Source organism: Haloactinopolyspora alba (assembly GCF_003014555.1).
GTDB lineage: Bacteria > Actinomycetota > Actinomycetes > Jiangellales > Jiangellaceae > Haloactinopolyspora > Haloactinopolyspora alba.
The window spans coordinates 1-24,637 of the sequence record NZ_PYGE01000002.1 but is presented as its reverse complement, the minus strand read 5'-3'; the positions used below and the strand labels follow the sequence as shown (position 1 = coordinate 24,637).

Annotated in this window: 23 protein-coding genes and 1 tRNA gene; 12 read left to right on the top strand and 12 right to left on the bottom strand. The window is 71.5% G+C overall.

The window, feature by feature from the left end; all coding sequences use genetic code 11:
- The first annotated feature begins 11 nt into the window (after window positions 1–11).
- Window positions 12–797, top strand: a complete 786-nt coding sequence (gene hisN / locus CLV30_RS02785) for a histidinol-phosphatase (RefSeq protein ID WP_106536032.1) — start codon at window positions 12–14, stop codon at window positions 795–797.
- Between the two features lie 19 nt (window positions 798–816).
- Here the strand turns inward: hisN and CLV30_RS02780 are convergent, their stop codons facing one another.
- On the bottom strand, window positions 817–2,217 hold the full coding sequence (locus CLV30_RS02780) for an AI-2E family transporter (protein WP_165358446.1): 1,401 nt from the start codon (window positions 2,215–2,217) through the stop codon (window positions 817–819).
- Between the two features lie 204 nt (window positions 2,218–2,421).
- On the opposite strand from CLV30_RS02780, the gene CLV30_RS02775 reads away from it, so the two are divergent.
- The 3 genes from CLV30_RS02775 (at window position 2,422) to CLV30_RS02765 (ending at window position 6,900) form a co-directional block, all read left to right on the top strand.
- Window positions 2,422–3,270, top strand: a complete 849-nt coding sequence (locus CLV30_RS02775; RefSeq protein WP_106535679.1) for a hypothetical protein — start codon at window positions 2,422–2,424, stop codon at window positions 3,268–3,270.
- A 30-nt stretch (window positions 3,271–3,300) separates the two neighbouring features.
- Window positions 3,301–6,348: a sigma-70 family RNA polymerase sigma factor gene (locus tag CLV30_RS02770; RefSeq protein ID WP_106535678.1), complete on the top strand. Its 3,048-nt coding sequence runs from the start codon at window positions 3,301–3,303 to the stop codon at window positions 6,346–6,348.
- Window positions 6,349–6,639: 291 nt separating this feature from the next.
- Window positions 6,640–6,900: a WhiB family transcriptional regulator gene (locus tag CLV30_RS02765; protein ID WP_106536031.1), complete on the top strand. Its 261-nt coding sequence runs from the start codon at window positions 6,640–6,642 to the stop codon at window positions 6,898–6,900.
- Between the two features lie 269 nt (window positions 6,901–7,169).
- Here the strand turns inward: CLV30_RS02765 and CLV30_RS02760 are convergent.
- Window positions 7,170–7,246: transfer RNA gene (locus tag CLV30_RS02760), tRNA-Met, on the bottom strand.
- 149 nt (window positions 7,247–7,395) lie between these two features.
- Here CLV30_RS02760 and CLV30_RS02755 point away from each other — a divergent pair.
- A complete protein-coding gene (locus CLV30_RS02755; RefSeq protein WP_106535677.1) occupies window positions 7,396–7,890 on the top strand; it encodes a GNAT family N-acetyltransferase in 495 nt (164 codons plus the stop codon).
- Between the two features lie 115 nt (window positions 7,891–8,005).
- On the opposite strand, the gene CLV30_RS02750 is transcribed toward CLV30_RS02755, so the two are convergent.
- Window positions 8,006–10,933 carry a UPF0182 family membrane protein gene (locus tag CLV30_RS02750; protein WP_106536030.1) on the bottom strand — a complete coding sequence of 976 codons (2,928 nt, stop codon included), beginning with the start codon at window positions 10,931–10,933 and terminating at the stop codon, window positions 8,006–8,008.
- 161 nt (window positions 10,934–11,094) lie between these two features.
- On the opposite strand from CLV30_RS02750, the gene CLV30_RS02745 reads away from it, so the two are divergent.
- Window positions 11,095–11,646 (top strand): PPA1309 family protein, encoded by a 552-nt coding sequence (locus CLV30_RS02745; protein ID WP_106535676.1) that lies wholly within the window; start codon window positions 11,095–11,097, stop codon window positions 11,644–11,646.
- A 76-nt stretch (window positions 11,647–11,722) separates the two neighbouring features.
- Here CLV30_RS02745 and CLV30_RS02740 read toward each other — a convergent pair whose 3' ends face one another.
- The 3 genes from CLV30_RS02740 to CLV30_RS02730 all read right to left on the bottom strand — a co-directional run bounded on the left by CLV30_RS02740 (window position 11,723) and on the right by CLV30_RS02730 (window position 14,503).
- Window positions 11,723–12,772: a YlbL family protein gene (locus CLV30_RS02740; protein WP_106535675.1), complete on the bottom strand. Its 1,050-nt coding sequence runs from the start codon at window positions 12,770–12,772 to the stop codon at window positions 11,723–11,725.
- Between the two features lie 208 nt (window positions 12,773–12,980).
- Window positions 12,981–13,403, bottom strand: coding sequence for a molybdenum cofactor biosynthesis protein MoaE (locus tag CLV30_RS02735; RefSeq protein WP_106535674.1), 423 nt, complete (start codon window positions 13,401–13,403; stop codon window positions 12,981–12,983).
- Window positions 13,404–13,405: 2 nt separating this feature from the next.
- Entirely contained in the window at window positions 13,406–14,503 is a 1,098-nt protein-coding gene (locus tag CLV30_RS02730) for an NAD-dependent epimerase/dehydratase family protein (protein WP_205740478.1), read from the bottom strand.
- A 75-nt stretch (window positions 14,504–14,578) separates the two neighbouring features.
- Here CLV30_RS02730 and CLV30_RS02720 point away from each other — a divergent pair, with 75 nt between their 5' ends.
- Entirely contained in the window at window positions 14,579–16,042 is a 1,464-nt protein-coding gene (locus tag CLV30_RS02720) for a zinc-dependent metalloprotease (protein WP_165358447.1), read from the top strand.
- Entirely contained in the window at window positions 16,043–16,657 is a 615-nt protein-coding gene (locus CLV30_RS02715) for an NUDIX hydrolase (RefSeq protein WP_106535671.1), read from the top strand.
- Here CLV30_RS02715 and CLV30_RS02710 read toward each other — a convergent pair.
- On the bottom strand, window positions 16,646–17,266 hold the full coding sequence (locus CLV30_RS02710) for a M48 metallopeptidase family protein (protein WP_205740479.1): 621 nt from the start codon (window positions 17,264–17,266) through the stop codon (window positions 16,646–16,648). The genes CLV30_RS02715 and CLV30_RS02710 overlap by 12 nt on opposite strands.
- Before the next feature lie 600 nt (window positions 17,267–17,866).
- Between CLV30_RS02710 and CLV30_RS26215 the strand changes: the two genes are divergently transcribed.
- The 3 genes from CLV30_RS26215 to CLV30_RS02700 all read left to right on the top strand — a co-directional run bounded on the left by CLV30_RS26215 (window position 17,867) and on the right by CLV30_RS02700 (window position 20,494).
- Window positions 17,867–18,025 carry a DUF5679 domain-containing protein gene (locus CLV30_RS26215; RefSeq protein WP_165358448.1) on the top strand — a complete coding sequence of 53 codons (159 nt, stop codon included), beginning with the start codon at window positions 17,867–17,869 and terminating at the stop codon, window positions 18,023–18,025.
- Window positions 18,026–18,127: 102 nt separating this feature from the next.
- Window positions 18,128–19,159: a thiamine biosynthesis protein ThiF gene (locus tag CLV30_RS02705; RefSeq protein WP_106535670.1), complete on the top strand. Its 1,032-nt coding sequence runs from the start codon at window positions 18,128–18,130 to the stop codon at window positions 19,157–19,159.
- A 21-nt stretch (window positions 19,160–19,180) separates the two neighbouring features.
- The gene (locus CLV30_RS02700) at window positions 19,181–20,494 is read left to right on the top strand and encodes an ABC1 kinase family protein (protein WP_106535669.1); all 1,314 of its coding nucleotides are present in this window, start codon (window positions 19,181–19,183) and stop codon (window positions 20,492–20,494) included.
- A 13-nt stretch (window positions 20,495–20,507) separates the two neighbouring features.
- Here CLV30_RS02700 and CLV30_RS26210 read toward each other — a convergent pair whose 3' ends face one another.
- From CLV30_RS26210 to CLV30_RS02675, 5 genes are all read right to left on the bottom strand, one after another.
- Window positions 20,508–20,672: a hypothetical protein gene (locus CLV30_RS26210; protein ID WP_165358424.1), complete on the bottom strand. Its 165-nt coding sequence runs from the start codon at window positions 20,670–20,672 to the stop codon at window positions 20,508–20,510.
- Between the two features lie 160 nt (window positions 20,673–20,832).
- Window positions 20,833–21,015, bottom strand: coding sequence for a hypothetical protein (locus CLV30_RS02690; RefSeq protein ID WP_146154783.1), 183 nt, complete (start codon window positions 21,013–21,015; stop codon window positions 20,833–20,835).
- A gap of 209 nt (window positions 21,016–21,224) precedes the next feature.
- Window positions 21,225–21,497 carry a WhiB family transcriptional regulator gene (locus tag CLV30_RS02685; protein WP_106536028.1) on the bottom strand — a complete coding sequence of 91 codons (273 nt, stop codon included), beginning with the start codon at window positions 21,495–21,497 and terminating at the stop codon, window positions 21,225–21,227.
- Between the two features lie 108 nt (window positions 21,498–21,605).
- A complete protein-coding gene (locus CLV30_RS02680; protein ID WP_106535666.1) occupies window positions 21,606–21,824 on the bottom strand; it encodes a hypothetical protein in 219 nt (72 codons plus the stop codon).
- Window positions 21,825–21,947: 123 nt separating this feature from the next.
- A complete protein-coding gene (locus CLV30_RS02675; protein WP_240723161.1) occupies window positions 21,948–24,032 on the bottom strand; it encodes an ATP-dependent DNA helicase UvrD2 in 2,085 nt (694 codons plus the stop codon).
- A gap of 136 nt (window positions 24,033–24,168) precedes the next feature.
- Here CLV30_RS02675 and CLV30_RS02670 point away from each other — a divergent pair, with 136 nt between their 5' ends.
- Window positions 24,169–24,426: a mycoredoxin gene (locus CLV30_RS02670; RefSeq protein ID WP_106535664.1), complete on the top strand. Its 258-nt coding sequence runs from the start codon at window positions 24,169–24,171 to the stop codon at window positions 24,424–24,426.
- Window positions 24,427–24,637 lie beyond the last annotated feature (211 nt).

Below are 24,637 nucleotides of genomic sequence, written 5' to 3'. Positions count from 1 at the left end.
TAGGTTGGCCGATCGTGAGCCACGATGACGACCTCCGGTTCGCGCACGTCCTTGCCGACGACGCGGACGCCCAGACGACGGCCCGGTTCCGGGCCGACGACCTGCGCATCGACACGAAGACCGACAGCTCGCCGGTCACCGACGCGGACCAGGCGACCGAAGAGGCGATCCGGCGGACCCTGTCGCGAGCACGCCCCCGGGACGCGGTCGTCGGCGAGGAGTTCGGCACCGAGGGCTACGGCGCGCGGCGCTGGGTCATCGACCCCATCGACGGCACCCGGAATTACGTGCGTGGCGTGCCGGTGTGGGCGACGCTGATCGGGCTGATGGTCGAGGACGAGGTGGTGGCGGGCGTGGTGTCGGCGCCCGCGCTGGGCCGGCGGTGGTGGGCCGCCCGCGGGACCGGCGCCTGGACGGGCCGGTCGCTGTCGTCGGCCACCCGCTGCCGGGTGTCCGACGTCGGGTCGCTGGCCGAGGCGTCGCTGTCGTACTCGTCGCTGCACGGCTGGGACGAGCGCGGACTGCTCCCGGCGTTCCTCGACCTCACCAAGGCGTGCGCACGCACCCGCGCCTACGGCGACTTCTGGTCGTACATGCTGCTGGCCGACGGCGCCGTCGACGTCGCCACCGAGCCGGAGCTCGCGCTGCACGACATGGCCGCGCTCGTGGCGGTCGTCGACGAGGCCGGCGGCCGGTTCACCGACCTGCGCGGCACGCCGGGCCCCGGCGGTGGTGACGCGCTCGCCACGAACGGCCGTCTGCACCACGAGGTCCTGGAGCGGCTCAGCGCCGGCTGAAGGCTCACCTGCCGCGCCCTCAGGGAGCGCGCTCGACGTCCGGCGTCGACGTGGAGGCCAGGTGACGGGCGACGGTGTTGACGACCGCCACGATCGGCACCGCGACGATCGCCCCGATGATGCCGCCGGCCAACGTGCCGATCGACACCGCCACCACGACCGCCAGCGGATGCACCCGCACCATCCGGCCCAGGATGAGCGGCTGGAACACGTTGCCCTCGACCTGCTGCACGACCACCATGCCGATCAGCACCACGATCGCGGTGATCAGCCCCTGGGTCACCAGAGCCACCAGCATCGCCACCGCTCCGGTGACGAACGCGCCGACCAGCGGCACGAACGCGCCGAAGAAGATCAGTACGCCGAGCGGCAGCGCCAGCGGCACCTGCAGGATGAACAGCAGGATCGTGACGGCGACCGCGTCGAACAGCGCGACCAGGACGATCCCGCGGATGTACTGCGCGAGCGTCCGCCACGCGACGTCACCCGCGGCCGCCGCCCGGCCGCGGGAACGCGCCGGCAGCACCCGCACCAGCCACACCCAGATCCGGTCGCCGTCGTAGAGGAAGAACAGCAGCGCGAACAGCGTCAGCACGATCCCGACGATGATCTCGGCCGCCACCGTCGCGGCGGTGGCCGCCTGCTCGGTCACCGCGCCGTCGTTCTGGACCAGCGCGACGGCGCGATCGATCCACTCGTCGAGCTGTACCTGGTCGATCCGGAACGGCGGCCCGGCCAGCCAGTCGCGGATCTCCTGCAGGCCCTCCTCGGCCTGGTCGACGACGTCGCTGAACTGGTCGCCGACGGCGTTGCCGACCAGTGACAACGAGCCGGCGACCACGATGATGAATCCGACGAAGACCGTCGCCGCGGCCGGCCCGCGCGGCCAGCCCGCAGCGCGCAGCCGGCGCACCAGCGGATGCAGCCCGGCCGCGATCAGCAACGCCGCGACCAGCGGGAAGACGACGACCTTCAGCTCCCACGCCAGCCAGCCCGCACCGCCGATCGCGGCGACGATGATCAGCAGCCGCCAGCTCCACTCGGCCGCGTCGCACACCACACGCGGAACGGGGTGGTCGCGTTCGGCCGCGCGGTGGCGCTCACCGCTCGCGCCGGGTTCGGGCTGAGGCGGTCCGCCGGTGGGCTGAGGCGGTCCGCCGGTGGGCGGCTGTGCCGCGCCGACACTGCCGGGCGGGGGCGGCACCGGTGGCATCGGCGGCACCGAGGCGGTGTCGTGCCGACCGGTGTGCTGCGTCCCGCCGTCTGCCTCGGCGTCGGCCGCCATACCGGTGTCGGGCCGGTCGCCGGGCAGCGGCACGCCGGCATCGCCGTCGACGTCACCGTCGCCGTACCGGGACGACTCGGTGCGCTCACGGCGTTCGATCGCACGCTGCCGGACCACCTCGAGGTGGTCGATCACACGACGAATCCGCTCGAACACAGCAGCCAAGCCTGGCACACGGCTCGATCGCACCGTGTCAGGGTGGCGTTTCGCCACGATCATCCGCCGGAATCGCCGCGTCATGATCCGCGCCCGAGTCCGTCGTGGTATACGGATGGGCTTGCACTCGCTTCAGGACGAAACGGGGAGTTTCGGAACATGACGCATTGCCGTCGACATGACGTGTCCACATCTCCTCCGTGGTCGCGGTGGCTGGCGACGATCACGGCCGAGCGACCGGACCGCGCCGAGGCCGTCCGGCGCGCCGCTACCCGGTTACAACGGTCCTCGCAGAACGCCGAGGACGGCACACCGACACCCGGCGCCGAGGCCGTCGTCACGGCCCTCACGGATCCGGAGGCCGACGACGACGCGGTGACGCACGCGCTGACGGTCTTCGCGTGGGAGCGCGTGGCCACCGGCGACGATCTCACCTGCACCATGGACGATCTCGACGAGCTCTGGACCGCCGTGGAGCGCACCGCCCCGACGCCGGTGTCACGCTCACGCGCCCGGCACTGCCTGGTCGACGCGTGGGCCGAGGCGATCGCGGCCGAACGCGGCTCCCCCGGCGTGGACCCGCTGTCCGGGCTGCACACGGCCGGTTATCTGTACGGCCGCGTGCACGAGCTGGACCGGGTCTCCGGCGACAGCGCCACGCCGCTGGTCCTGCTGGTCGTACGTTGGGACGCCGCCGCCGGGCCGTGGCAGCGCATCGCCCGGATCATGCAGGTCGCCTCGGCGTTGCGGGCGCGGGTGCGCCCCGAGGCGACGCTCAGCCAGGTCGGCACCACCATGGCCGTCGCCCTCGTGCCCGACGACGCCCGCGCCCGCCTGGAGCGCCTCGCCTTGACGAAGGCGGTCGGACACGATGAACTGAGCACCGCACAAGTCCAGGTCGACGTGTTCGCAGTTCCGGACACAAGATCGCGATTGCCCGATCTTGTGACGCAGCTGCACGAGACCGCTAACGTTGATCAGGTCGCCGGGTCGCCCGCCAGCCGCCACACAGGGGCAGGGCCCCTGGACTGACCGGCAGTAAGGGACCAGAAGAGAGCGCCAGTGACGATTCCAGCAGATGCCGCGAGCGACGAACAGCTCATCGCGCGCACCCGCTCGGGCGACATGGCGGCCTACGACGAGCTCTACCGGCGCCACTCCGACGACGCCGCGAAGGTCGCCCGCATCGTCACCAACAACAGCGACGAGGCCCAGGACATCGTCGCCGAGGCGTTCACCCGCGTGCTCACCCGGCTGCGCGAGGGCGGCGGCCCGGACGGCGAGCTGACGCCGTACCTGCGCACCGTCGTCCGCCGGCTGGCCATCGACCGGCACCGAAGCTCGCAACGCGAGGGCAGTCCGTCCGATCCCACCGCGCTGGAGGTCCTTCCGCGCACGGACGACCCGATGGCCCGCGCCACCGACAAGCAGCTGGTGCGGCACGCGTTCGAGACGCTGCCCGAACGCTGGCAGCAGGTGCTGTGGCACACTGAGATCGAGGGGCGCTCGGCCGCGTCCCTGGCCCCGGCGCTCGGCAGCTCGCCGAACGCCGTCGCCGCGCTGGCCTATCGCGCCCGCGAAGGGCTACGGCAGGCATATCTCGCGGTGAACCTCTCCGCCGAGGTCCAGCCGGAGTGCCGCCCGTACGCGCCGAAGGTCGCCCCGTACGTGCGCGGCACGCTGTCGGCGCACGACACCCGCGAGGTGAGCGCCCACCTGGCGCAGTGCGGATCCTGCCGTGAGCGCCGCGACGAGCTGCTGTTGCTCGTGTCGGACATGCGCGGGGTGCTTTGGCCGGCGCTGCTGCTTCCCGCCTCGGCGGCCACCGCCGCTGCCGCTGGTGCCGCCGGCGCCGCGGGCGGCGGGATCCTCGCCTTCCTCTCCCCGGCCTCGTGGGGCAAGCAGGCCAAGCAGCTCGCGGCCACCAGCGCGGGGGTCGCCGCCGCCGGTGTCATCGCCGCCTCGGCGGTCCTGCTGGCCGGCAACGACGATCCGTCCGAACCGCCACGGGCCGCCCCCACCGCCAGCAGCGAACCGGACGCGCCGGCCGACGCGGACCCCCAGGACCCGCCCGCTCCGGATCCCGAGCCGGACGAGCCTGCTGGCGACCAGTCCGCGCCCGACGAGCCGGCGGGCCAGGATCCGGCGCGCGAACCGGACGATCCGCCGGATGATCCACCGGACGTGCCCGAGTCCGACCCGGTCGCGTCCGACCCTCCGGAGGTCGATCCGTCGCAGCCGTCGGATCCGCCAACCGTGGATGAACCCGACGAACCCGACGAGCCCACGCCGCCGGACACGCCCGACGAACCCACGACGTCGCCCACGCCGGATCCGCCCACCGCGGAGGAGCCCCCGCGCATCGAGGTCGCACCGCCGGCCACCACGGTCGTCGTCGCCGGCGGGAGCGTCGAGCTGACCGTCGAGGTCTCGGGGACGCCGCGGCCGCAGCTGCAATGGCAGTCCGCCGAGCCGCCCACAGACGAGGCCTCCGGCGCGACGGCCCAGGCCGCTGGCAGCGACAGCACCGGTGGCGACGTGATCGTCGGACCGCCCGCGTCGGCGTTCACGGCAACGGCGGTGTCCGCGGCGCCCGTGTCCTGGTTGCCGACCACGGCTCCGTCGTGGCGTCCGACGTCGCCCGTCGATCCGCCGCTGTCACCGCTGGACCTGCCTCCGAGCGGAACATCGTCGCCGTCGGTGGGCATCACGCCGTCGCCGACCGGCACGCCGTCACCGCCGGACACGCCGTCGCCGTCGACGAGCCCGACCGAGACGCCGTCACCCACCGCGACGGCCACGTCGCCGGAGCCGTCGCCCACGCCGACGACGTCGGTGACCCAGCCACCCACACCGGGCACGCCCGAATCGAGCCCGCCGCCGGATCCGGGCGAGCAGGAGTGGGTCGACATCAAGGGAGCGACCTCCGACACCCTCGTCATCGATGAGCTCCGCGCCGAGCATGACGGCCGTGCATACCGCCTGCTGGCCAGGAACCCGGCCGGGACGGTCGCGTCCGAGCCGGCGGTGCTGACCGTCAAGTACCGGCCGGACGTCACCGCCAGCCCGCAGGACGTCCAGGTGCCCGAGGGAGACACCGCCACCTTCGAGGCGTCGGCTGTCGGCAATCCCGAACAGATGAGCGTGGCGTGGCAGGTGCGCGAGCCCGGAGGCTCGTGGAGCGAGGCGAGCTCCGCCGGCGTCGAGTCCCGCTCCGGCGGAGCCGAGTCGGGCACCGGTGAAGCCGAGTCGGACTCCGGCGGAGCCGAGCAGAGCACCAGCACCACGCTCGAGATCAGCGACGTGAGCCGTGACCTCGACGGCAACGAGTACCGCGCCGTCTTCACCAACGACCTCGGCTCGTCGCACTCCGATCCGGCCACACTGACGGTGCACTGGGCACCCGAGATCCAGACGCCGCCGGCGGACGTCGAGGCGTACGACGGCGACGACGCCACCTTCAGCGCCACGGCCACCGCGAAACCGGCGGCGAGCTGGTACTGGGAGTCCCGCGCGCCCGACAGCGGCACATGGACACGGATCGAGGGCGCCGGCGGCGGCCCGGGCGCCGAGGCGTCGCTGACCCTGTCCGACGTCACCGTCGACGACGACGGCACCCAGTACCGCGCCGTCTTCACCAACGACCAGGGCACGGTCGAGAGCGAGGCCGCCACCCTGACCGTGCGGCCTCCCACCGGAAGCATCCGGTTCACCCAGCCCGACGGCACGACGCTGTGCGTCACCCAGCAGGGGCACCAGGCGACCCTCGAGGAGTGCGTCGGCACCCAACTCTGGGAGCGCCCCGGCGACGGCACGATCCGCTCTGTCGAGACCGGCGAATGCCTCGACGCACTCGGAGGGCCGATCTTCGTCACCGTCCGCCCCTGCGACGACGCCGGATCGCAGCAATGGGACCTGGACACACGGACCCAAGATCTGCAACAGATCAAGCTCAAGCCATGGCAAGACCTGGTGGACGTGTGCCTGGATACGCGTGACGTCGGAACGCCCGGGCACTCCCGGCTGTCCATCTGGAGCTGCTACGAGCAGAACGAGGACGGGTACGAGTCGCAGCTGTTCCGGTTCGTCCGCGCCACCTCCGACGACTGACCGGCGTCGACCGGTCTCCCGCCGCCACGTGGCACGGCTGACAGTCGTACGCCACGGCGCACCTGCGCTGCGGCGAATTGTGGCAGTGTGTGGAACGCTCCGACGTGCCACGTGCGCTCCGCTCGGCGACTCCCGCGAGGCGGCGCCGGCGAGCTGACGATCTTTTTTGAGATTTCTTCGGTATCGGCGTCATAGCCGGCCCTCAGCCCTGTCTTGGTGATCAAAGGCAACCTGATCCGACCCCACCGGGCGAAGGGGGAAATGGCCGCAATGACCGCGTTGGCCGAACTGATGAACACGAACGACGCCGAGGACAGGTTCGATTCGCGGGACGCGTGGCGGGTGCACGCCGCCTGCCGCGGCATGGACACCGATCTCTTCTATCCCGAGGGTCGGGGTCGCACCCTGCGTGCACGTGAGCAGATCGCCAAGGAAGTCTGCCTCTCCTGCCCCGTAGCGCGACAGTGCCGCGAGGCCGCGACGGCGCTTCCGGAGCGGTACGGCATCTGGGGCGGCCTCACCGAGGGTGAACGCGGCTGGTCGCGCCGCTGATCACCCGGACCGAGTTCCGTGGCGCGCCTCGACCGGGGAACGAGGCGCGCCACGGCTGATCCAACGGCCCCATGCGGCTCACCGGAGGCAGCGCCGCCGAGGACGCCGTGTGGCTGGGCTTCTCGCCTCCGACGCCGCACGCGGGAGCACCGGCCAGGTTCGTGGACGCGAGCGGCAGGCTCTTCCTCTGCCCGCGAGCCGGAGCGTGCAGCCGTCGCCGCCGAACATGAAGACGGCCCCGGAGGCTGAACCTCCGGGGCCGTCCGTGCTGGTAGCGGGGGCAGGATTTGAACCTGCGACCTCTGGGTTATGAGCCCAGCGAGCTACCGAGCTGCTCCACCCCGCGCTGCGTGTACAACTTTAAGGGATGCTGGCGCTCACGCCAAATCGCGGGCTCCCGGGCCGAACCGGGCTCGGCGAGTGTCGATGCGACGGGCCCGAACACCCGCCGAGCCCCGCCGCCGGACTGTCGGGGTCGTGATCCACACTGACCCCATGTCCGACTTCACCATCCGCGCCGCGCTGGCCGACGACCTCGAGGCCGCCGGCCAGATCACGGTGGCCGCGTACGACCGCGACGGCCACCTCGACGCCGATCGCAGCTACGCCGACGAGCTCGCCGACACCGGTGCGCGTGCGTTACAGGCGAGTGTGCTCGTCGCCGTCGACGCCGACGAGGCGGTCCTCGGAACCGTCACGTTCTGCCGGGCCGGCTCGCCCTACGCCGAGCTCGCGCAGCCCGGCGAGGCGGAGTTCCGCATGCTCGCCGTCAGCGACGCCGCACGCCGGCGCGGCGTGGGGCAGGGCCTGGTGGAAGCCTGCGTCGACCTCGCTCGACAGCACGGCGACCACACCCTCGTGCTGTCGTCCCAAGCCGGCATGGTCCAGGCGCACCGGCTGTACGAACGGCTGCAGTTCACTCGTGCACCCGAGCGCGACCACGAGCCGGTACCCGGTGTCCATCTTCTCGCCTACACACGCACGCTCTGAACACGACGGACCGGACCGCCGCGTCGGCGGATCGGCCACACGACTTCGGCCCGGGTGACACCGACGTCTTCGGTGTCACCCGGGCCGAATCGAACGACGTGGCTGTCGACGGACCCTACTGGCCGCCACCACCATCGCCGGAACTGCCGGAGCCGCCGGAGAGCTGGTTGGCCCGCTGCAGCGCTTCCTCCAGCCGAGCGAGCGCCTGACCGTACTCGGCCCATTGCCCCTCGGACTGGGCCGCTTGCGCGTCCTCCCAGGCCTGCTGTGCGTCCGCGATGGCCTGCTGCAGGCCACCGTCGGCCGGCGGAGGCGTCTGCTCGGTCTCCGGCGGAGGCGTCTGCTCACCTTCCGGCGGGGTCTGCTGACCCGTGCCTTCACCTTCGGGCGGGACACCGTCCTCGATGCCGCCCTCTTCCTCGGTCTCCGCGCCGGACTCGCCCTGGAAGGTCTCGTCGAGAGCGCCCTGCAGCGTGTCGTCGAAACCGATCTCGTTGCCGAACTGCACCAGCACCCGGCGCAGCAGCGGGTAAGCAGCGTCGCCGCTGGCCCGGACCACGTAGACCGGCTGCACGTACAGCAGGCCACCGCCGACCGGGAGCGTCAGCAGGTTGCCCAGCTGGGTCTGCGCGTCACCGGAACGCAGCAGCGTCAGCTGTCGCGCCACCTCGGTGTTGCTCTCGAACGCGTTGGCGACCTGGCCGGGTCCGTCGATCTGCGTGTTGCCGGGTAGTCGAAGGATCTGGAGCTGGCCATAGTCCTCATGTCGCGTATCGGCGTTGACCGCCATGAACGCGATGAGGTTCTGCCGGCCACGCGGGCTGTACGTCGTCGTCTGCGAGAACACCGGCCGGTCCTGACCAGGCATCTTGATGCTCTGGTAGTACGGCGGCTGGTCGACCTCGACCTCGGCCGACGGGTCACTGGGCACGACCCAGCGGTCCTGCCCGCCGTAGAACGTGATCGGGTCCTCGACGTGGTACTGCTCGAGCAGCTTGCGCTGCATCTTGAACATGTCCTCGGGGTAGCGCAGGTGGTCCATCAGCGGCTCGGGGATGGCCGAGCGCGGCTCGACCGCGTCCGGGAACGCGCCCATCCACGCCTGCAGCACCGGATCCTGCTCGTCCCAGGCGTACAGCGTCACCTCACCGCTGTAGGCGTCGACCGTCGCCTTCACCGAGTTGCGCACGTAGTTGATGTAGTCGTCCGGCTGCGCGGCCAGCGCGGGACGCGACGTCCGCGAGTCGCTGGTCGCCTCGCTCAGCGACACCCGCTGCGCGTACGGCACCGAGTTCGAGGTCGTGTAGCCGTCGACGATCCACTTGATCCGGCCGTTGACCACGGACGGGAACGGGTTGCCGTCGACTGTGAGCCACGGTGCGACCTTCTCGACACGCAGCCGCGGGTCCCGGTCGTACAGCAACTGGGACTCGGAGTTGAGCCGGTCGGACAGCAGGAAGTTCGCCTCTTGGAACCGCGTGGCGTACAGCAGTCGGTTGATGAACGACCCGACGGGAACGCCACCGTCGCCCTGGTAGGTGTTCCGCCGTTCCTCCCCGGACTGCGGATCCTCCGGGATGTCGTACTCCACCGGATCCACACTGTCGGGCGCACCGACGATCGAGTACGTCGGCGAGTTCTGCCCGAAGTACACGCGCGGCTCGTAGTCGCCGAGCTGGCCCTGGGCCGGAATGTTCCGCTCGACGAACACCGGCGACCCGTCCGACTGCCGCTCGTTTCCGGGAGCGGCGACCATCCCGAACCCGTGCGTGTAGACGGTGTGCTCGTTGATCCAGTTCTGCTGCTCTTCCGGGATGCCTTCGGAGTCGATCTCGCGCACCGCGACGACCGTGTCCCGCATGGTGCCGTCGATCTGGTAGCGGTCGACGTCCAGCGGGTCGCTGAACGAGTAGAAGCCACGGACCTGCTGCAGCTGCTGGAACGCCGGCTGGATGACGTTCGGGTCCATCAACCGGATGCCCGGGATGGTCGCCGAGTCGGACGCGAGCTGCCCCTGGGAGGCCTCGGTGGTGGCGTTGTACTCCTGGATCTCGACGTGCTCGTCGCCGATGTTGTACGCCTCGCGCGTCGCCTGGATGTTGCGGTCGATGTAGTCCGACTCCTTGCTGGCCTCGCTCGGGCGGACCTCGAACTGCTGCACCAGGAACGGCCACAGCCCGCCGAGCAACACCGCGGACAGCACCAGCAGGCCGAGGCCGATGCCGGGGAGCGTCCAGTTGCGCTGCCACACGTTGACGAAGAACAGGATGGCGCAGATGAGCGCGACGAAGACGAGGATCATCTTGGCCGGCATGAGCGCGTTGACGTCTGAGTACGAGGCGCCGGTGAAGCGTTCGTTGTCCTGCAGCACCAGCTCGTACCGGTCGAGCCAGTAGGCGACCGCCTTGAGCAGGACGAACAGGCCGATCAACACCGACAGGTGAGCCTGTGTGGCGGGACTCACCTTCTGCCCCGCCGTCTGCAGGCGGATGCCGCCGTAGACGTAGTGCGTGATGGCCCCCACCACCAGGCCGAGGACCACGACCGCGAAGCCGTAGCTGACCAGGAACCGCCACCACGGGAAGTCGAAGGTGAAGAACCCGATGTCGATGCCGAACTGCGCGTCCTCGCGGCCGAACTCGCCGCCGTTGCGCCAGAGCAGGTAGTCCTGCCACCGGCCGGAGGCACTGGCGCCGGCCATGATGGCCAGCAGTATGGCCGCGCCGGCCAGCACCCACTTGCGCACCGGGTCGATGGCCTCGCGGTAGCGGTCGAGGCTCTGTTGCTCCACGCTCATCGGCCGGTGCTGTGGCCGCAGCCGGTACGCGATGATGCCGTTGACCACCACCGACACGGCCATGACCAGGCCGAACACGATGAACAGCACCGCCCGCGTGAGCAGCTGGGTGGTGAAGACGTCCGTGAAATCCACCGAGTCGAACCAGAGCCAGTCGGTCCAGAACGTCACGGTCAGGATGTATGCCACCACCAGCACCGCCAGCACGGCCAAGGTGGGCAGCAGCGCGCGGGAGCGTCGGGGCATGTTGGGCCCGCGGAAGGGCCCGGCGGGTCGCGGTATGTCCTGGCTCACATCTGAGAACCTATCTCACCACCGACCGTCGTTCCGAACCGGCCTGGCTCAGGGCAATCGCCAGGGCAACCAGTGAATTCGTACTGCCCCGGCGGCCGTGCGACGATGACGCCATGAGCACGGACGACGACGCCACCGCGGCCGCCGACGAGACCCCAGCGGCCCTGGGGCGCGCGGTGGCGGAGATCGAGCAGCATGTGCGCGCCGACGGCTGGGACCAGCCGCCGCGTCTCTATGCGCTCGCACCCACGGGCGAGCTGATCGAACACGAACCCGATCTGGCGGCTCAGCTGGGCATCGATCCGCAGGCGGATCTCGGCGACGCGCTCACGCCCATCGAGCAGGACGTCAGCGACCGGTCCATCGACGAGCTGCTGCCGACCATCACCTGGCCCGAGAGTGTCCACGGCTGTGCGCTGGCGGTGGAGCGCATCGTGCTGCCGCCCGGCGCCGAGGAGTCCATGCCCGACGACGACGCCGCGGCCACCCAGTGGGCCCAGCAGCACCCGTCGCGCTCCGACGTGCGGGTCGTGGTCGGTGTCCTGCGCGACGGCAGCCGTGCGGCGGTGCTGCGGGTGCGGGGCCACGACGGCGACGACGAGCTGGTGCACGGCGCCGAGCTTTCACCGGAGCTGGGCGACGCACTGTCCGAGACGCTGAGCTGATCCACGCCGCAGCACCGACCGGAACCGTCGTGAGGCGGCGAGCCGGTCCGGCCGTCCGCCGGGCTGGCGGCTCCGGTCAGGACGGGCAGCTGCGCAGGTCTCCGGTCTGGCCGTCGACGAACGCCTCGATGGTCGAGACGGCCTCGTCGAGAGTGCCGACGGGCACGACGCGCATGTCGCCGTTGTTCGCGTCGACGGCCTCGTCGCAGTTGCCCTCCGGCGCGAGGAACAGCTGCGCACCGTCGTCGGATGCGGCCGCGATCTTCTGCTGGATGCCGCCGATGGGGCCGACATCGCCTTCGGCGGAGATCTCGCCGGTGCCCGCGATGTGCCGGCCGTCGAGCAGCGCGCCGGGCGTCATCGTGTCGTAGATCGCGACCGCGAAGATCATGCCGGCGCTGGGCCCGCCGATCCGCTCGTCGATGCCGATGCTGATGTCCACGGGCAGGTCGTAGCCCGGAACCGGGGTGAAGCCGACCAGCGCACGTCCGTCGTCCTCGGCCGCGGTGGTCTCGACCGTCTCGGTGAGCTTCTGCCCGTCGCGCCCGATGACCATCTCGACGGTCTCGCCGGGCTCGTGCGCCGTGATCGCGTCGACGACGTCCTGCCGCCCGGTCACCCGCGTCCCGTCCACCCTGACGATGACGTCACCGGGCTGCAGCACCCCGTCCGCCGGAGCGTCTTCGAGGACGCTGTCGACCAGGACCTTCGTGGGCACCTCGTAGCCGAGCTTGCGCAGCGCGGCCACCTCGGCGTTCTGCTCCGACCCGGCCAGCATCGCGGCGTTGCGCTGCCGGGACTCCTCGGCCGTCGTCCCTTCCGGATACACCAGCTCACGGGGCACGACGGCACGGTCCGGGTCCGCCCAGGCGCGCAACGCGGTCAGCAGATCGAGCTCGGCGTCCGCCGACGTCACCCCGACCGTCGTCAGGTCGAGCTCACCCTCGGTCTCGTACGTCTCGGCCCCGTCGATCTGCACCACCTGATCGCCGTCCCAGGTGCCCAGCGTGTCCTCGACCGGGCCGGGCGAGTAGACGACGTACGGCACGTTCAGCAGCGAAGCGACCGCCACGAGCGCGACGATCAGGGCACCGGCGACGGCCAGCGTCGCGGAACGGCGGGTCATCGGGGTCGGTCATCCTCACGGCAGTCGAGCACGGGACAGCGTCCAGGGTACGTGGCCACACCGCACGTGCAGGACGCACCGGCCGGGACGCGGGAAGGCCGGCGGTCGGTGTGGCCGGTGGGATCCGCGTCCATGGTGCGGACGAGCATCGGCGATGCGAGGCACGAGCGAGCCGCGGGCGAGGACGCGGATCCCCGCCGGCTCTCCACTACGGCGCCCCCACCCACTCGTCGGTGCCGTCGCCGAACGTCTGGTGCTTCCAGATCGGCACGTCGCGTTTGAGGTCGTCGATCAGCCGGCGGCAGGCCGTGAACGCCTCCTGCCGGTGCTCGGCCGCCGCCGCGACCACGACGGCGGGCTCGCCGATCTCGAGCCGGCCGACCCGGTGAACGGCCGCGAGTGCGCGCACCGGCACCTCGGCCGCCACCTTCTCGGCCACGGTGCGCAGCGTCTCCTCGACCGTCGGGTGTGCCTCGTAGGTCAGGCCGGTGACCGGGCGGCCGTCGTCGATGTCGCGGACCGTGCCCACGAAGAAGCAGGTGCCGCCCGCGGCCGGGTCGGCGACCGCGGCGAGCACCTCGTCGACCGACAGCGCGGTGTCGCGCACCCCGAGCAGCGTGACGGCGTCCATGTCTATCCCCGCTTCCTGCGCCGGGCCCGGCGCACGGCCACGGCCGTGCCCAGGACGGCCACTGTCGCTCCGGCCGCGCCGATGGTCGCCGCCGTCTCCTTGCGTCCGATCCGCCGCGCCGCCAGCGCGTGCCGGCCGTCGATCTCGTCCATCATCGCCCGCACCGCCGCGGCGTTGTCGAACGACGGTCGCCATCCTGCCGTGCGCAGCCGCCCGGCGGAGACCACCCACGGATACGTCACGAACTGCAACTCGCTGGCGGGCACAGGGGCCAGGCCGAGCCGGTGCAGCCGCTGCGCGGTGCCCCGGACGAACGACGCCGGCAGCTCGACCCGGTTCCGCCCGGTCAGCTCCTCGATCTCGCTCTGGCTCAGGTGCCCGTCGCAGCCCACGGTGAGCGGTCCCGGCAGGTCGTGGACGACGACGTGTTCCAGCGCGGCGGCGAGGTCGTCGAGGTGGCAGAACTGCCAGGCCGGTGAGCCGCCCTTGACCACCAGCAGCCGCGGCGCCTCGAAATGCCGGGTCAGCACGGTGTCGACGCCGGGGCCGACGAGGGTGGCCGGACGCACGACGGTGACCTCGGTGCCGGGGTGCGAGCGCTGGGCGCGCGCGCACAGGTCCTCGATCTCGAGCAGGTCGCTGATGATCGACCCGTCCGGCTCGGCCCGCAGCGCGGCGTCGTCGTCCAGTGGGATCGGGTTGTCCTGGCCTGCGCCGTACACCATGGCGCTGGTGACGACGGCCACGCGCCGGACCCCGGCGGCGGCCGCTGCGGTCAGCACCGTCTGGGTACCCCGAACGTTGCGCTGGGCGCGCTGATCGGCGTCCGTGGCGACACCGACGTCGACGTCGGCGTGCACGACGGCATCGACGCCGGAGAACCGGCTGACGACGGACGGGTCGGTGATGTCCACGACACGCCAGCTGACGCCCTCCACGTCGCCGCGCTCGTCGTCGATCGCCACCACCCGCGACACCGCGGAGCTCGCCGCCAACCGGGACGCCACGGCCCGGCCGGCACCAGAGGCCGCGCCGGTGACGGCGATGACCGGCGCGCCGCCGTTGCGCCGAGCGCGAACCGGACGAGGCTGCTGACCCACGGATGCCCTTCCTGCGGTTACCGTGGAACGCATGAGGCGCTCCCTAACGCTTCCCATCCTGCCTGAGGCTTTCTGATGAGTGACGTGCCCTTCGGCTTCCGATCCGCCGACGAACCCGACGAGCCGGACAAGAACCGCCCGGACCACGACACCGGTGCCGGCGGTGCGTCCGGTGGTGCATCCGGCGGCGGGCAATCCGGGGGTGCCGGCGGCGCCGGCAGCGGTTCGGGTCCCGGCGACCCGCTCAGCGGCCTGTTCGGCATGCTCGGCGGCCAGGGCGGCTCCGGCTCGTCGCCCGACCTCGGCGCGATCTTCCAGCAGCTCGGCCAGATGTTCTCGTGGTCCGGCGGCCCGGTGAACTGGGATCTGGCGAACCAGTCGGCGCGCCAGGTCGTCGCCGCGACCGGCGATCGGTCCGTCAGCGGGTCCGAGCGTCGTGACGTCGAGGCGGCCTTCCGGCTCGCGGACACCTGGCTGGACGACGCGACGACGTTCCCCGCCACCGGCGGCGCCCCGCGCACCTGGAGCCGCGCCGAGTGGGTCGACGGGACGCAGGCGGCGTGGCGCGAGCTCGTCGAGCCGGTCGCCGCGCGCGTGTCCGAGGCCATGAGCACAGCGTTGCCGCAAGAGATGGCGCAGGCCGCGGGACCGCTGGTCGGCATGTTGCAGCAGGTCGGCGTCTCGATGTGGGGCGCGCAGGTGGGCCAGAGCATCGGCACCCTGGCCGGCGAGGTCTGCGGCTCCACCGACATCGGTTTCCCGCTGGCCGACGGCCACCCCGCGCTGCTGCCCGCGAACGTCCGTGCGTTCGGCGAAGGGCTCGGCGTCGAAGAGCGTGACGTCACTGTGTATCTGGCGCTGCGCGAGGCCGCGTACCTGCGCCTCTACGGTCACGCACCGTGGCTGCGCGGGCACATCGTCTCGCTGGTCGAGGAGTACGCGCGGCACGTCAACGTCGACACCGAGGCCATCGAGTCGCGGCTGCAGGACCTCGACCCGGAACGGCCGGAGGCCCTGCAGGAGGCGCTGGAAGGCGGGCTGTTCGACCTGCCCACCACGCCACAGCAGCAGGCGGCACTCGACCGGCTCGAACTGGCTCTCGCCCTGGTCGAAGGGTGGGTCGACGACGTCGTCACGACGGCGACGGAAGACCGGCTGCCGTCGGCCGGCGCGCTGCGCGAGATGGTGCGACGGCGACGGGCCACCGGCGGTCCCGCGGAGCAGACCTTCGCCACCCTGGTCGGCCTCCAGCTACGGCCGCGCCGGCTGCGTGAGGCCGCGGCGTTCTGGGCCGCCGTGCGCGAGGCACGGGGAGCGCAGGGCCGCGACGCGGTGTGGGCGCACCCGGACCTGATGCCGTCGGCCGACGACCTCGCCGACCCGCAGGCCTTCCTCACCCGCGACGAACTGGACATGTCGGCACTCGAGAACACCCCCCGGATGGAGGCGTCCGGCACGGACGAGGACACGTCCGGCCCCGCGTCGGGTCCGGGGACCGACGACACCGAGCCCGGCGACGGCGACGGAACGGCTCGATAGGTGCGGTCACCGGCCGACCCGCACGCCGCCGCGGTCGACCTGCTCAGCGACTGGATCGCTCCGGACCCGGGACAGGAGGTACTGCGCCGCGAGTTCGTCGACTTCCTGGCCGGGCACGCCGACGGTGTCTGGCGCTCGTGCAGCCCGGCCCACCTGACCGCCGGAGCGTTGATCGTCGACCCGGAGCGCGACCGCGTGCTGTTGTTGCTGCACGCGAAGGCGCGCCTGTGGCTGCCCGCCGGTGGGCACTGTGAACCCGGAGACGGCTCACTCGCCGCCACGGCGCTGCGCGAGGCCGTCGAAGAGAGCGGGATCAGCGATCTCGTCCTCCACGGCGACGGCACACCGCTGAAGCTGGACCGGCATCCGGCTCCGTGCCGGCCGGGCGTCGCCGACGAGCACTTCGACGTCCAGTTCCTGGCTCTGGCTCCGCCGGACGCCGTGCCGGCACTCAGCGACGAGTCGCACGATCTCGCCTGGTTCGGCTATGACGAGCTGCCGACGCCAACGGCCGACGACGTGCACCACCTGGTCGCCGCCGCGCGCGGACGGCTCGCGGCCGACGGCGAACCGAACGGGCCGGGCGCGGCCGGACGCGCCGGATCACCGGTCTGACGACTCCGTCGCCTCGTCGACGTCGCCGTCGGCACCGTTGCCGTCGGCACCGTTCCCCGCCGGGGCGTCGCCGTCCCACGAGATCGCCGACGGGTCCGCGCCCTCGGGTGCGGTGCTCGCCGCGTGGCTGAGTCCGTCCAGGAATCCTCGGGCGCGTTCGGCGCGGGGGTAGCGGCCCACCAGGTTCCAGAACTGCGATCCGTGGTCGCTGATCAGCAGGTGCGCCAGCTCGTGCACGATCACGTAGTCGATGACCCACGTCGGCAGGCCCTGGAGCCGCTCGGACAGCCGGATGGAGCCGTCGTCGGGGGTGCACGAGCCCCAGCGCGAGCGTTGCGCGGAGCTCCATCGCACGCTGGTCGGTTCCGCGCGCCCGTCGAGGTACTTCGCGGACAGTTCCCGCGCCCGGGCCAGCAGCCCCTCGTCGGTGGGACGCCGCCGCCGCTCCTGCGTCGCGATGCGGTCGAGCATGACCTCGACCCAGCGCTTCTCCTCGGCTCTGGTCAGCTTCGAGGGGACACACACGACCACCCGGCCGCCTTCGCGGAAGGCCGTCACCGTGCGTCGGCGACGCACCGAGCGCCGGATCTCGACGTCGGGCCGTTCCATGACTGCACAGTAACCCCGGTTGCCCCGAATCGCGTGGATGTGCTGTGGACAACGTTTCCTCGCAGGTCGGCTACCAACCGGTAGCGGCGGCCGGTGATCGTCGTCCGCGGGCCCCTGCTCCGATCGGTCCTCACATCCGTCGAGGACGGCATCGTTGCAGGTAGAGAGGTCAAACAACGCGCAGCTGGCAAGCCGTCAACAGGGTATGCACCGCGGTTCCACAGCGAGTGGCCGACCCTGCACATGTCGTCCACACAGTTATCCACAGGCTTGGGACGGAATCTCCGTGTTCATGTTGCCGTCAGACACTGATTGCCGTACGTTGAATGACATGTAGGGCGAGTTGCAGCCTTCCATCCCGGGCTTCACTCGCCTGATCCCGTTCGGCGGGGCTTCGGAAAACGATGACCCGCGCGCCACCCGGGGGAAGCGCGCGCGAGGTCAGCGGAACTGGGGCCCCGCCGTACGTTTCTCCGGCACCGTGCGGCCGCGAAACGCGTTTTCCCTGCGTGCCGCACCTTTCTCCCGTACTGTGACAGCAGTTCTCGGCGTTTGGTCTGCGCTTGTGACGCCCCGCGCCCCGGAGGAAAGGAACCCACGATGACGGACACCTACACCGGCGAGTTCTACTGTGTGAAGTGCAAGCAGAAGCGTGAGGCGACCGGTGAGGTCACCGTCAACGACAAGGGCACCCGGATGGCGAAGGCGACCTGCCCGACCTGTTCCACGAACCTCAACCGCATCCTCGGGAAAGCCTGACGCCTTTCCCGGCGCACATCTGCGCCGAAACCGCGCTCCAGCCTGTGGATAACCTGTGGACATCGAGACGCGCTCGCGGCGGATCCGAGCCATGATGGGCCCGTGCGTCCACTCCTGCATCCAGCGCTGAGCCGAACCTGGCGAGACCGGACGACCCTGCAGTTCGGTCTCACCGACACGGCCGGCGTCGTCCTCGACGGGCTCGGCGCGGTCGAAGCGGCCCTCCTCGGCGAGATGACCGGCCGGTACGACGTCCGCGCGCTGCGGGAGCTGGCCGCCGAGCTCGGTGCCGAGCGAGCCGTCGCCGACCGGTTGGTCGACACGGTGTTGTCGGCGGGCGTCGCGGTCGACGCCGACACCTGCCCGCAGCCCGTGACCGTCGCTCGTGCCCAGCCGGAGCTGTCCAGCATCGCGCTGCGCGGCGCCGAGCCCGACGGCGGCGTCGCCGCACTCGACGGCCGCGGCCGCGTGCGCGTCGACGTCCACGGAGCCGGTCGCGTCGGCGCCCAGGTCGCCCGGCTTCTCGCCGCGAGCGGGGTCGGCGACGTCGTCGTCCACGACACCACGGCGGTCCGCGACGACGACGTGGTCCCCGGCGGTCATCGGCCCGGCGCGGTCGGGCGGACCCGCCGCGCCGCACTCGAGCACGCCATCCGCGCGGACCGCATCACCTCCCCACCGCCGTCGGCGGCCGCGGGCGACACGACGGCGCAGCCGGACGCCGCCATCCTCGTCGACGCTCCCGGCGCGGAGCAGAACGAGGCCGCGGATCTGATCCGCCACGGCGTCGCTCACCTGCGCGTCCTGGTCGTCGAGACCACCGGCGTCGTCGGCCCCCTGGTCCTGCCCGGCGTCTCGTCCTGCCTGCGCTGCCACGACCTGCACCGCACCGACCACGACCCGCACTGGCCGCTCGCCCTCGACTCGTACACCCGCCGGCCACCGCCCGCGCCGGCGTGCGACGCCGCCACCGCCGCCACCGTCGCGGGTATCGCGACCGCGCAGCTGCTGGCGCACCTCGACGGGCACGCGGCGGCCGCCGTCGACGGCACCATCGAGGTGACATCGCCCTACGGCCTCCCCCGGCGACGCAGTTGGAGCCGGCACCCGGCGTGCGGCTGTGGGTGGACGTGACCGTCACGGCACAATGGAACGGTGAGCGATCCGCCACGCAACTCCGTCAACCGGGCCTTCCGGCTCGCCACGCTGCCCATCGGAGCAGCCGGGCGGGCCACACTCGGCCTCGGGCGGCGGCTCGGCGGCAAGTCCGCCGAGTCGGTCGGCCTGGAGGTCCAGCAGCGCACGGCCGAACACGTCTTCCGCGTGCTCGGTGAGCTCAAGGGCGGCGCGATGAAGTTCGGGCAGACGCTGTCGGTCATCGAGGCCGGCATGCCCGAAGAGGTCGTGGGCCCGTACCGGGCGACGCTCACCAAGCTCCAGGAAGCCGCGCCCCCGATGGCACCCGAGACCGTCCACCAGGTCCTCGCCGACAACCTCGGCGACCACTGGCGCGAGCGGTTCCGCAGCTTCGACGACACACCGGCCGCCGCCGCGTCCATCGGCCAGGTGCACAAGGCCGTCTGGCACGACGGCCGCACCGTCGCCGTCAAGATCCAGTACCCCGGCGCCGGCGAGGCCCTACGCGCGGACCTGCGCCAGGTCGCGCGGCTCGGCCGCTCCCTCGGTCACCTGGTGCCCGGCATGGACACCAAGGCGCTGGTCGAAGAGCTGCACGACCGCATGGTCGAAGAGCTCGACTACCGCATGGAAGCCGACGCGCATGACGGCTTCGCCCTCGCCTACGAGAACGACCCCGAGTTCGCGGTGCCCGAGCTGATCGAGGGCCACGAGCAGGTCCTGATCGCGCGGTGGCTGGACGGGCGGCCGCTGGCGCACGTCATCGCCGAAGGCACCCAGGCAGAGCGGGACCGCGCCGGGATGCTCTACGTGCGGTTCCTGTTCTCCGGTCCGGCCCGCGCCGGGCTGCTGCACGCCGATCCGCACCCGGGCAACTACCGCATCACCGACGACGGCCGGCTCGGCGTCCTCGACTACGGCGCCGTCGCGAGGTTGCCCGAAGGGCTTCCGCCGTCCATCGGGCAACTGATGCGACGCGCGCTGAACGGCGACGCGGAAGCCATGCTGGACGGCCTCCGCGACGAGGGGTTCGTCAAGTCGCACATCGACCTCGCCCCGGACGACCTCTACGACTACCTCGCGCCGTTCCTCGAACCGGCGCGCAACGAGACATTCCACTTCTCCCGGCCGTGGATGCGCGAACAGTTCGCCCGGATCAACGACCCGCGTCGGCCCGGCTACACTATCGGGCTCAAGCTGAACCTGCCGCCGTCGTACATGCTCATCCATCGGGTCTGGATCGGCGGCATCGGAGTGCTGTCGCAGCTGGACTGCGAGGCGCCGTTCCGATCCGAGCTCGAACGGTGGCTGCCCGGATTCGCCGCCGAGTGATCACCGGCCGCCATTACCACCACGACGAATCCAGCCGCGCCTCGATGGCGCGCAGATTGTCCCGCGCACAGCGTGGGCAGTAGTACACGGTACGACCACCCTCGACGCTGCTCACCCACTCCAGCGGCCGTCCCAGCGCGACCGTGCCGCAGTACATGCATGTCACCGTCTCGGGCACTCGTCCTCCCACGCGACCGACGGCGCCGCCGTCGAACTCGATCCACACCAGCGTGAAGACGCACGGGGCGCCTGTCGCATCGGCTACCCATGATCGCATGGGCCGATGCGCCAGGACGCCCCGTGCGTCCGCGTCGTACCGGTGTCGTCGCCGGGTCGGCTTATGAGCGGGTGTCCATGACCACCGCCGCGTTGGCGAGCCGGCGCGCACGCCGAGCGGCACGCGCCGCCCTGCGCTGCAGCCGGCGTGTCGCCACGACACGATGGGCCTGCCGCTCCCGTTCGGCGACGTCGAGTCGCTCGGTATGCTGCGCCCGAGCGAGGGCTTCGTTGATGAGATGCATGTCGATGCTCCTGATGGTCGTCGCTTCGGTGGATCGAGTCACGCCGTTCGCGGCGTCGTACGTGTGCACCACGTGAGGTCCTTCCGTCGTCTGCCCGGTCGCAGGCGGCTCGCCTGCACTGACGCGGCTCCACCGGCGGCGTCGGCCGTTGCCGCCGAGGTCGTCGTGCCGCCCGGGTCGGAGGTTGCCGGGCCCGGTCCCGGTGCCGATCAGGCGGCGATCTCGTTCTTGCGTGGCCGGCCGCGCGGGCGCTTGCGCGCCACCACGACTCCGGACACGAACAGCTCGCCTCCCCATACGCCCCAGGGCTCCGCCCGCTCCATGGCACCGGCCAGGCACTGCTCCCGTACGGGGCACTGCCGGCACAGTTCCTTGGCGCGTTCCACGTCAGCCGGCGACTCGGCGAACCACAGCTCGGGGTCCATCCGGCACGGGATGTCGTGCTCGGTCGCCACGGCGCCGTCGAGAACGCTGGTCAACATCATGAGTCTTCCGTCACCTCCCTTCCGCTGTCGTCATCGGGCAAAGAAAAAGGCCGCGGATCCCGGTGTGGGAGTCCGCGGCCTGGAAGGTGCCGGTCTTGTCATGAGTCAGACCGGTGGACTCCAGGTGCGGACACGCACGCCGTCCTTGGCAACGTCGCCGACGTGTGCGATCCGGATCGCCGGGGCGTACGGACGCACTTCTCCCGTCGACGGAGCGTCGACGGGCGCCAGAAGGCGCACCATGTCCCGGGACGCGACACCGCTGAGGGCGCGGTCGTCAGCGAACGCGCGGCGGCTGGTTGTCTGATTCAGCGTCGTGGTCATGTTTCCGGCCCTCCTCTCGGTGTCAGTGCGGAACCGGGCTCTCCGGCTCGTCCGCGCGTGGACCAACCACGCGCGCAGACATGTTAAGCAGGATGATGTGTAAGGGGCAACATATTTTTTGGGTCATTCTTCGGCGGAAACGCGGCAGAGCTCGAGGACGTCCTCGCCGTACCGTTCCAGCTTGGTTCGGCCCACACCCGGCAACGCCGCCAGCTCGGACTCGTCGGACGGCCTGTTCTCAGCGATGACCGTCAGCGTGGCGTCGGTGAACACGACGTACGCCGGCACCTTCTGCTCCTGGGCGCGTTCGAGCCGCCACGCCCGCAGCCGCTCGAACAGCTCCTCGTCCACCGACGACGGACAACTGCCGCACCGGCCAAGTTTGCGGTCGACGGCCTCGGTCAACGTCGACCCGCATACCCGGCACCGCGCCGGCGCCCGGCTCTTCCGGTTCCGGCGGGCGACGCCGTCGCTGCCGGAACGATCGGTGCGAGCGACACCGTTCGGGCGCACGCCGTCGAGGAACCGGCTGGGCCTGCGGCTGGCGCGGCCACCCGGCTGGCGCGACAACGACCACGAGACGGTCACGTGCTCACGCGCCCGGGTGACGCCGACGTACAGCAGCCGCCGTTCCTCCTCCACCTGGACCGCCGTCTCGGCATGGGTCAGCGGCAGGGTGCCCTCGTGGCAGCCCACCACGAACACCGCGTCCCATTCCAGCCCCTTGGCCGAGTGCAGCGACGCCAGCGTGACACCGTCGGCGACCGGGGCGTGCTGGGCGTTCGCGCGCGCCTCCAGCTCGGCGACCACGTCCTCGAGCCGGGCGTCCGGCCGGGCGGCGACGACCTCCTCGGCCAGCGCGACCACCGCGGCGAGGGACTCCCACCGTTCACGCGTGGCGCCGCCGGCCGGCGGCGAGGACGACCACCCCGCCGACGCCAGCACCGCCGCCGTCGCGGCAGCGGCGTCCGGCGCATCCGGCGCGGAGTCCGCGGAGCGGGCGGCGGCCCGGAGCATCATCGCCGCCTGCCTGACCTCGGCGCGGTCGAAGAACCGCTCCGCACCGCGGACCACGTACGTCACGCCGGCCTCGGCCAGCGCCTGCTCGTACGCCTCGGACTGCGCGTTGACGCGGAACAGCACCGCGATCTCTCGCGGCGGGGTGCCGGCGGCGACGAGCTTCGAGATCTCGCCCGCGACCCAGGCCGCCTCGGCCAGCTCGTCGGAGTGCTCGACGAACGACGGCGCCGGGCCGGACGGGCGTTGCGCCTCGAGCACGACGCCCTTCGACGTCTCCGGCCCGGCCTTCAGCACCGAGTTGGCCACACCCACGACCTCCGGCGTGGAGCGGTAGTCGCGGAACAACCGGACGACCGACGCCGACGGGTACCGCTGCGGGAAACCGGTGAGGTAGTCGGGACGGGCGCCGGCGAACGAGTAGATGGTCTGCGCCGGATCGCCCACCACGCACACGTCGTCCCGCTCGCCCAGCCACAGGTCGAGCAACCGCTGCTGCACCGGGGAGACGTCCTGGTACTCGTCCACCACGAAATGGTGGTACTGCGCCCTGACCGCGTCGGCCACGCCCGGATGGCCGGACATCAGTCCGACCGCGGCGAGCAGGATGTCCTCCATGTCGAGCACGTTGCGGTCGGTCTTGACGTCCTCGTAGGCGGCGTAGACCTTCGCCACGGTCTCGTGGTCGACGCCCGACACCTCGCGGTGCGCCTGTGCCGCCGCGGCGGCGTACGACTCGGCCGGGACGTTGCTGACCTTCGCCCACTCGATCTCGGAGGCGAGGTCGCGCAGGACCGTGCGCTCGGTGGGCACCCGGCACCGACCCGCAGCGGAACCGACCAGCGGCAGCTTGCTCTGGCTGATCTCGGGCAGGTCGGCACCGGCGACCTGCGGCCAGAAGTACCGAGCCTGGCGCAGCGCCGCCGAGTGGAACGTGCGCGCCTGGACGCCGTCGACGCCGAGCTCACGCAGCCGGCCGCGCATCTCGCCGGCGGCGCGGGTGGTGAAGGTCACCGCCATGGTGCGGCGCGGATCGAAGGTGCCGGCCAGCACGCCGTGCGCGATGCGGTGGGTGATGGCGCGCGTCTTGCCGGTACCGGCGCCGGCGATGACGCAGACCGGTCCGGTCAGGGCGGTGGCGACATCCCGCTGCTCCGGGTCCAGGCCGGCGAGGACATCGGGAGCATGCATGGCGCCCATCCTGGCAGCCCGCGCCGACATCCCTCCACGCGGCGTCCGCCCCTCGCTCGCCGGAACAACCACCGCCGAGCGCGTTGTTGCACCGTCTGTACCGGTCCGTCCGCCGACCCACCGTCAGGAGTGTTCGATGTCCAGCTTCGCCATGTACAGCACGTCGTGGTGCGGGTACTGCCACCGGCTCAAGAGCGCGCTGAACCGCGAGGGCATCACCTTCGACGAGATCGACATCGAGGACGACCCCGCGTCGGCGGACCTCGTCGTCAGCGTCAACGACGGCAACGCCACCGTCCCGACCCTGATCTTCGCCGACGGCAGCGCGCTGACGAACCCGAGCGTGTCGCAGGTCAAGGAGAAGCTCGCGGGGCTCGACACCGCGGGCGCCTGACGCGGGCCGGCCGGCGCCACCCGCGCCTGAAGCGGTTCCCGCCGACGTCGCCCGTCCATGACGCCGGCTCGGCAAGCGTCACCGTCCATCACCAGGCTTTTGCACGCGTCACCAGGGGTGGAATCTATCGGTGTAAGCAACGCCTAGTGGAGAGGGTGTTGTGATTGCCGAGGGCGTTGCCGTATGAGGTGCGTGAGGGGTTCTTCGCGCT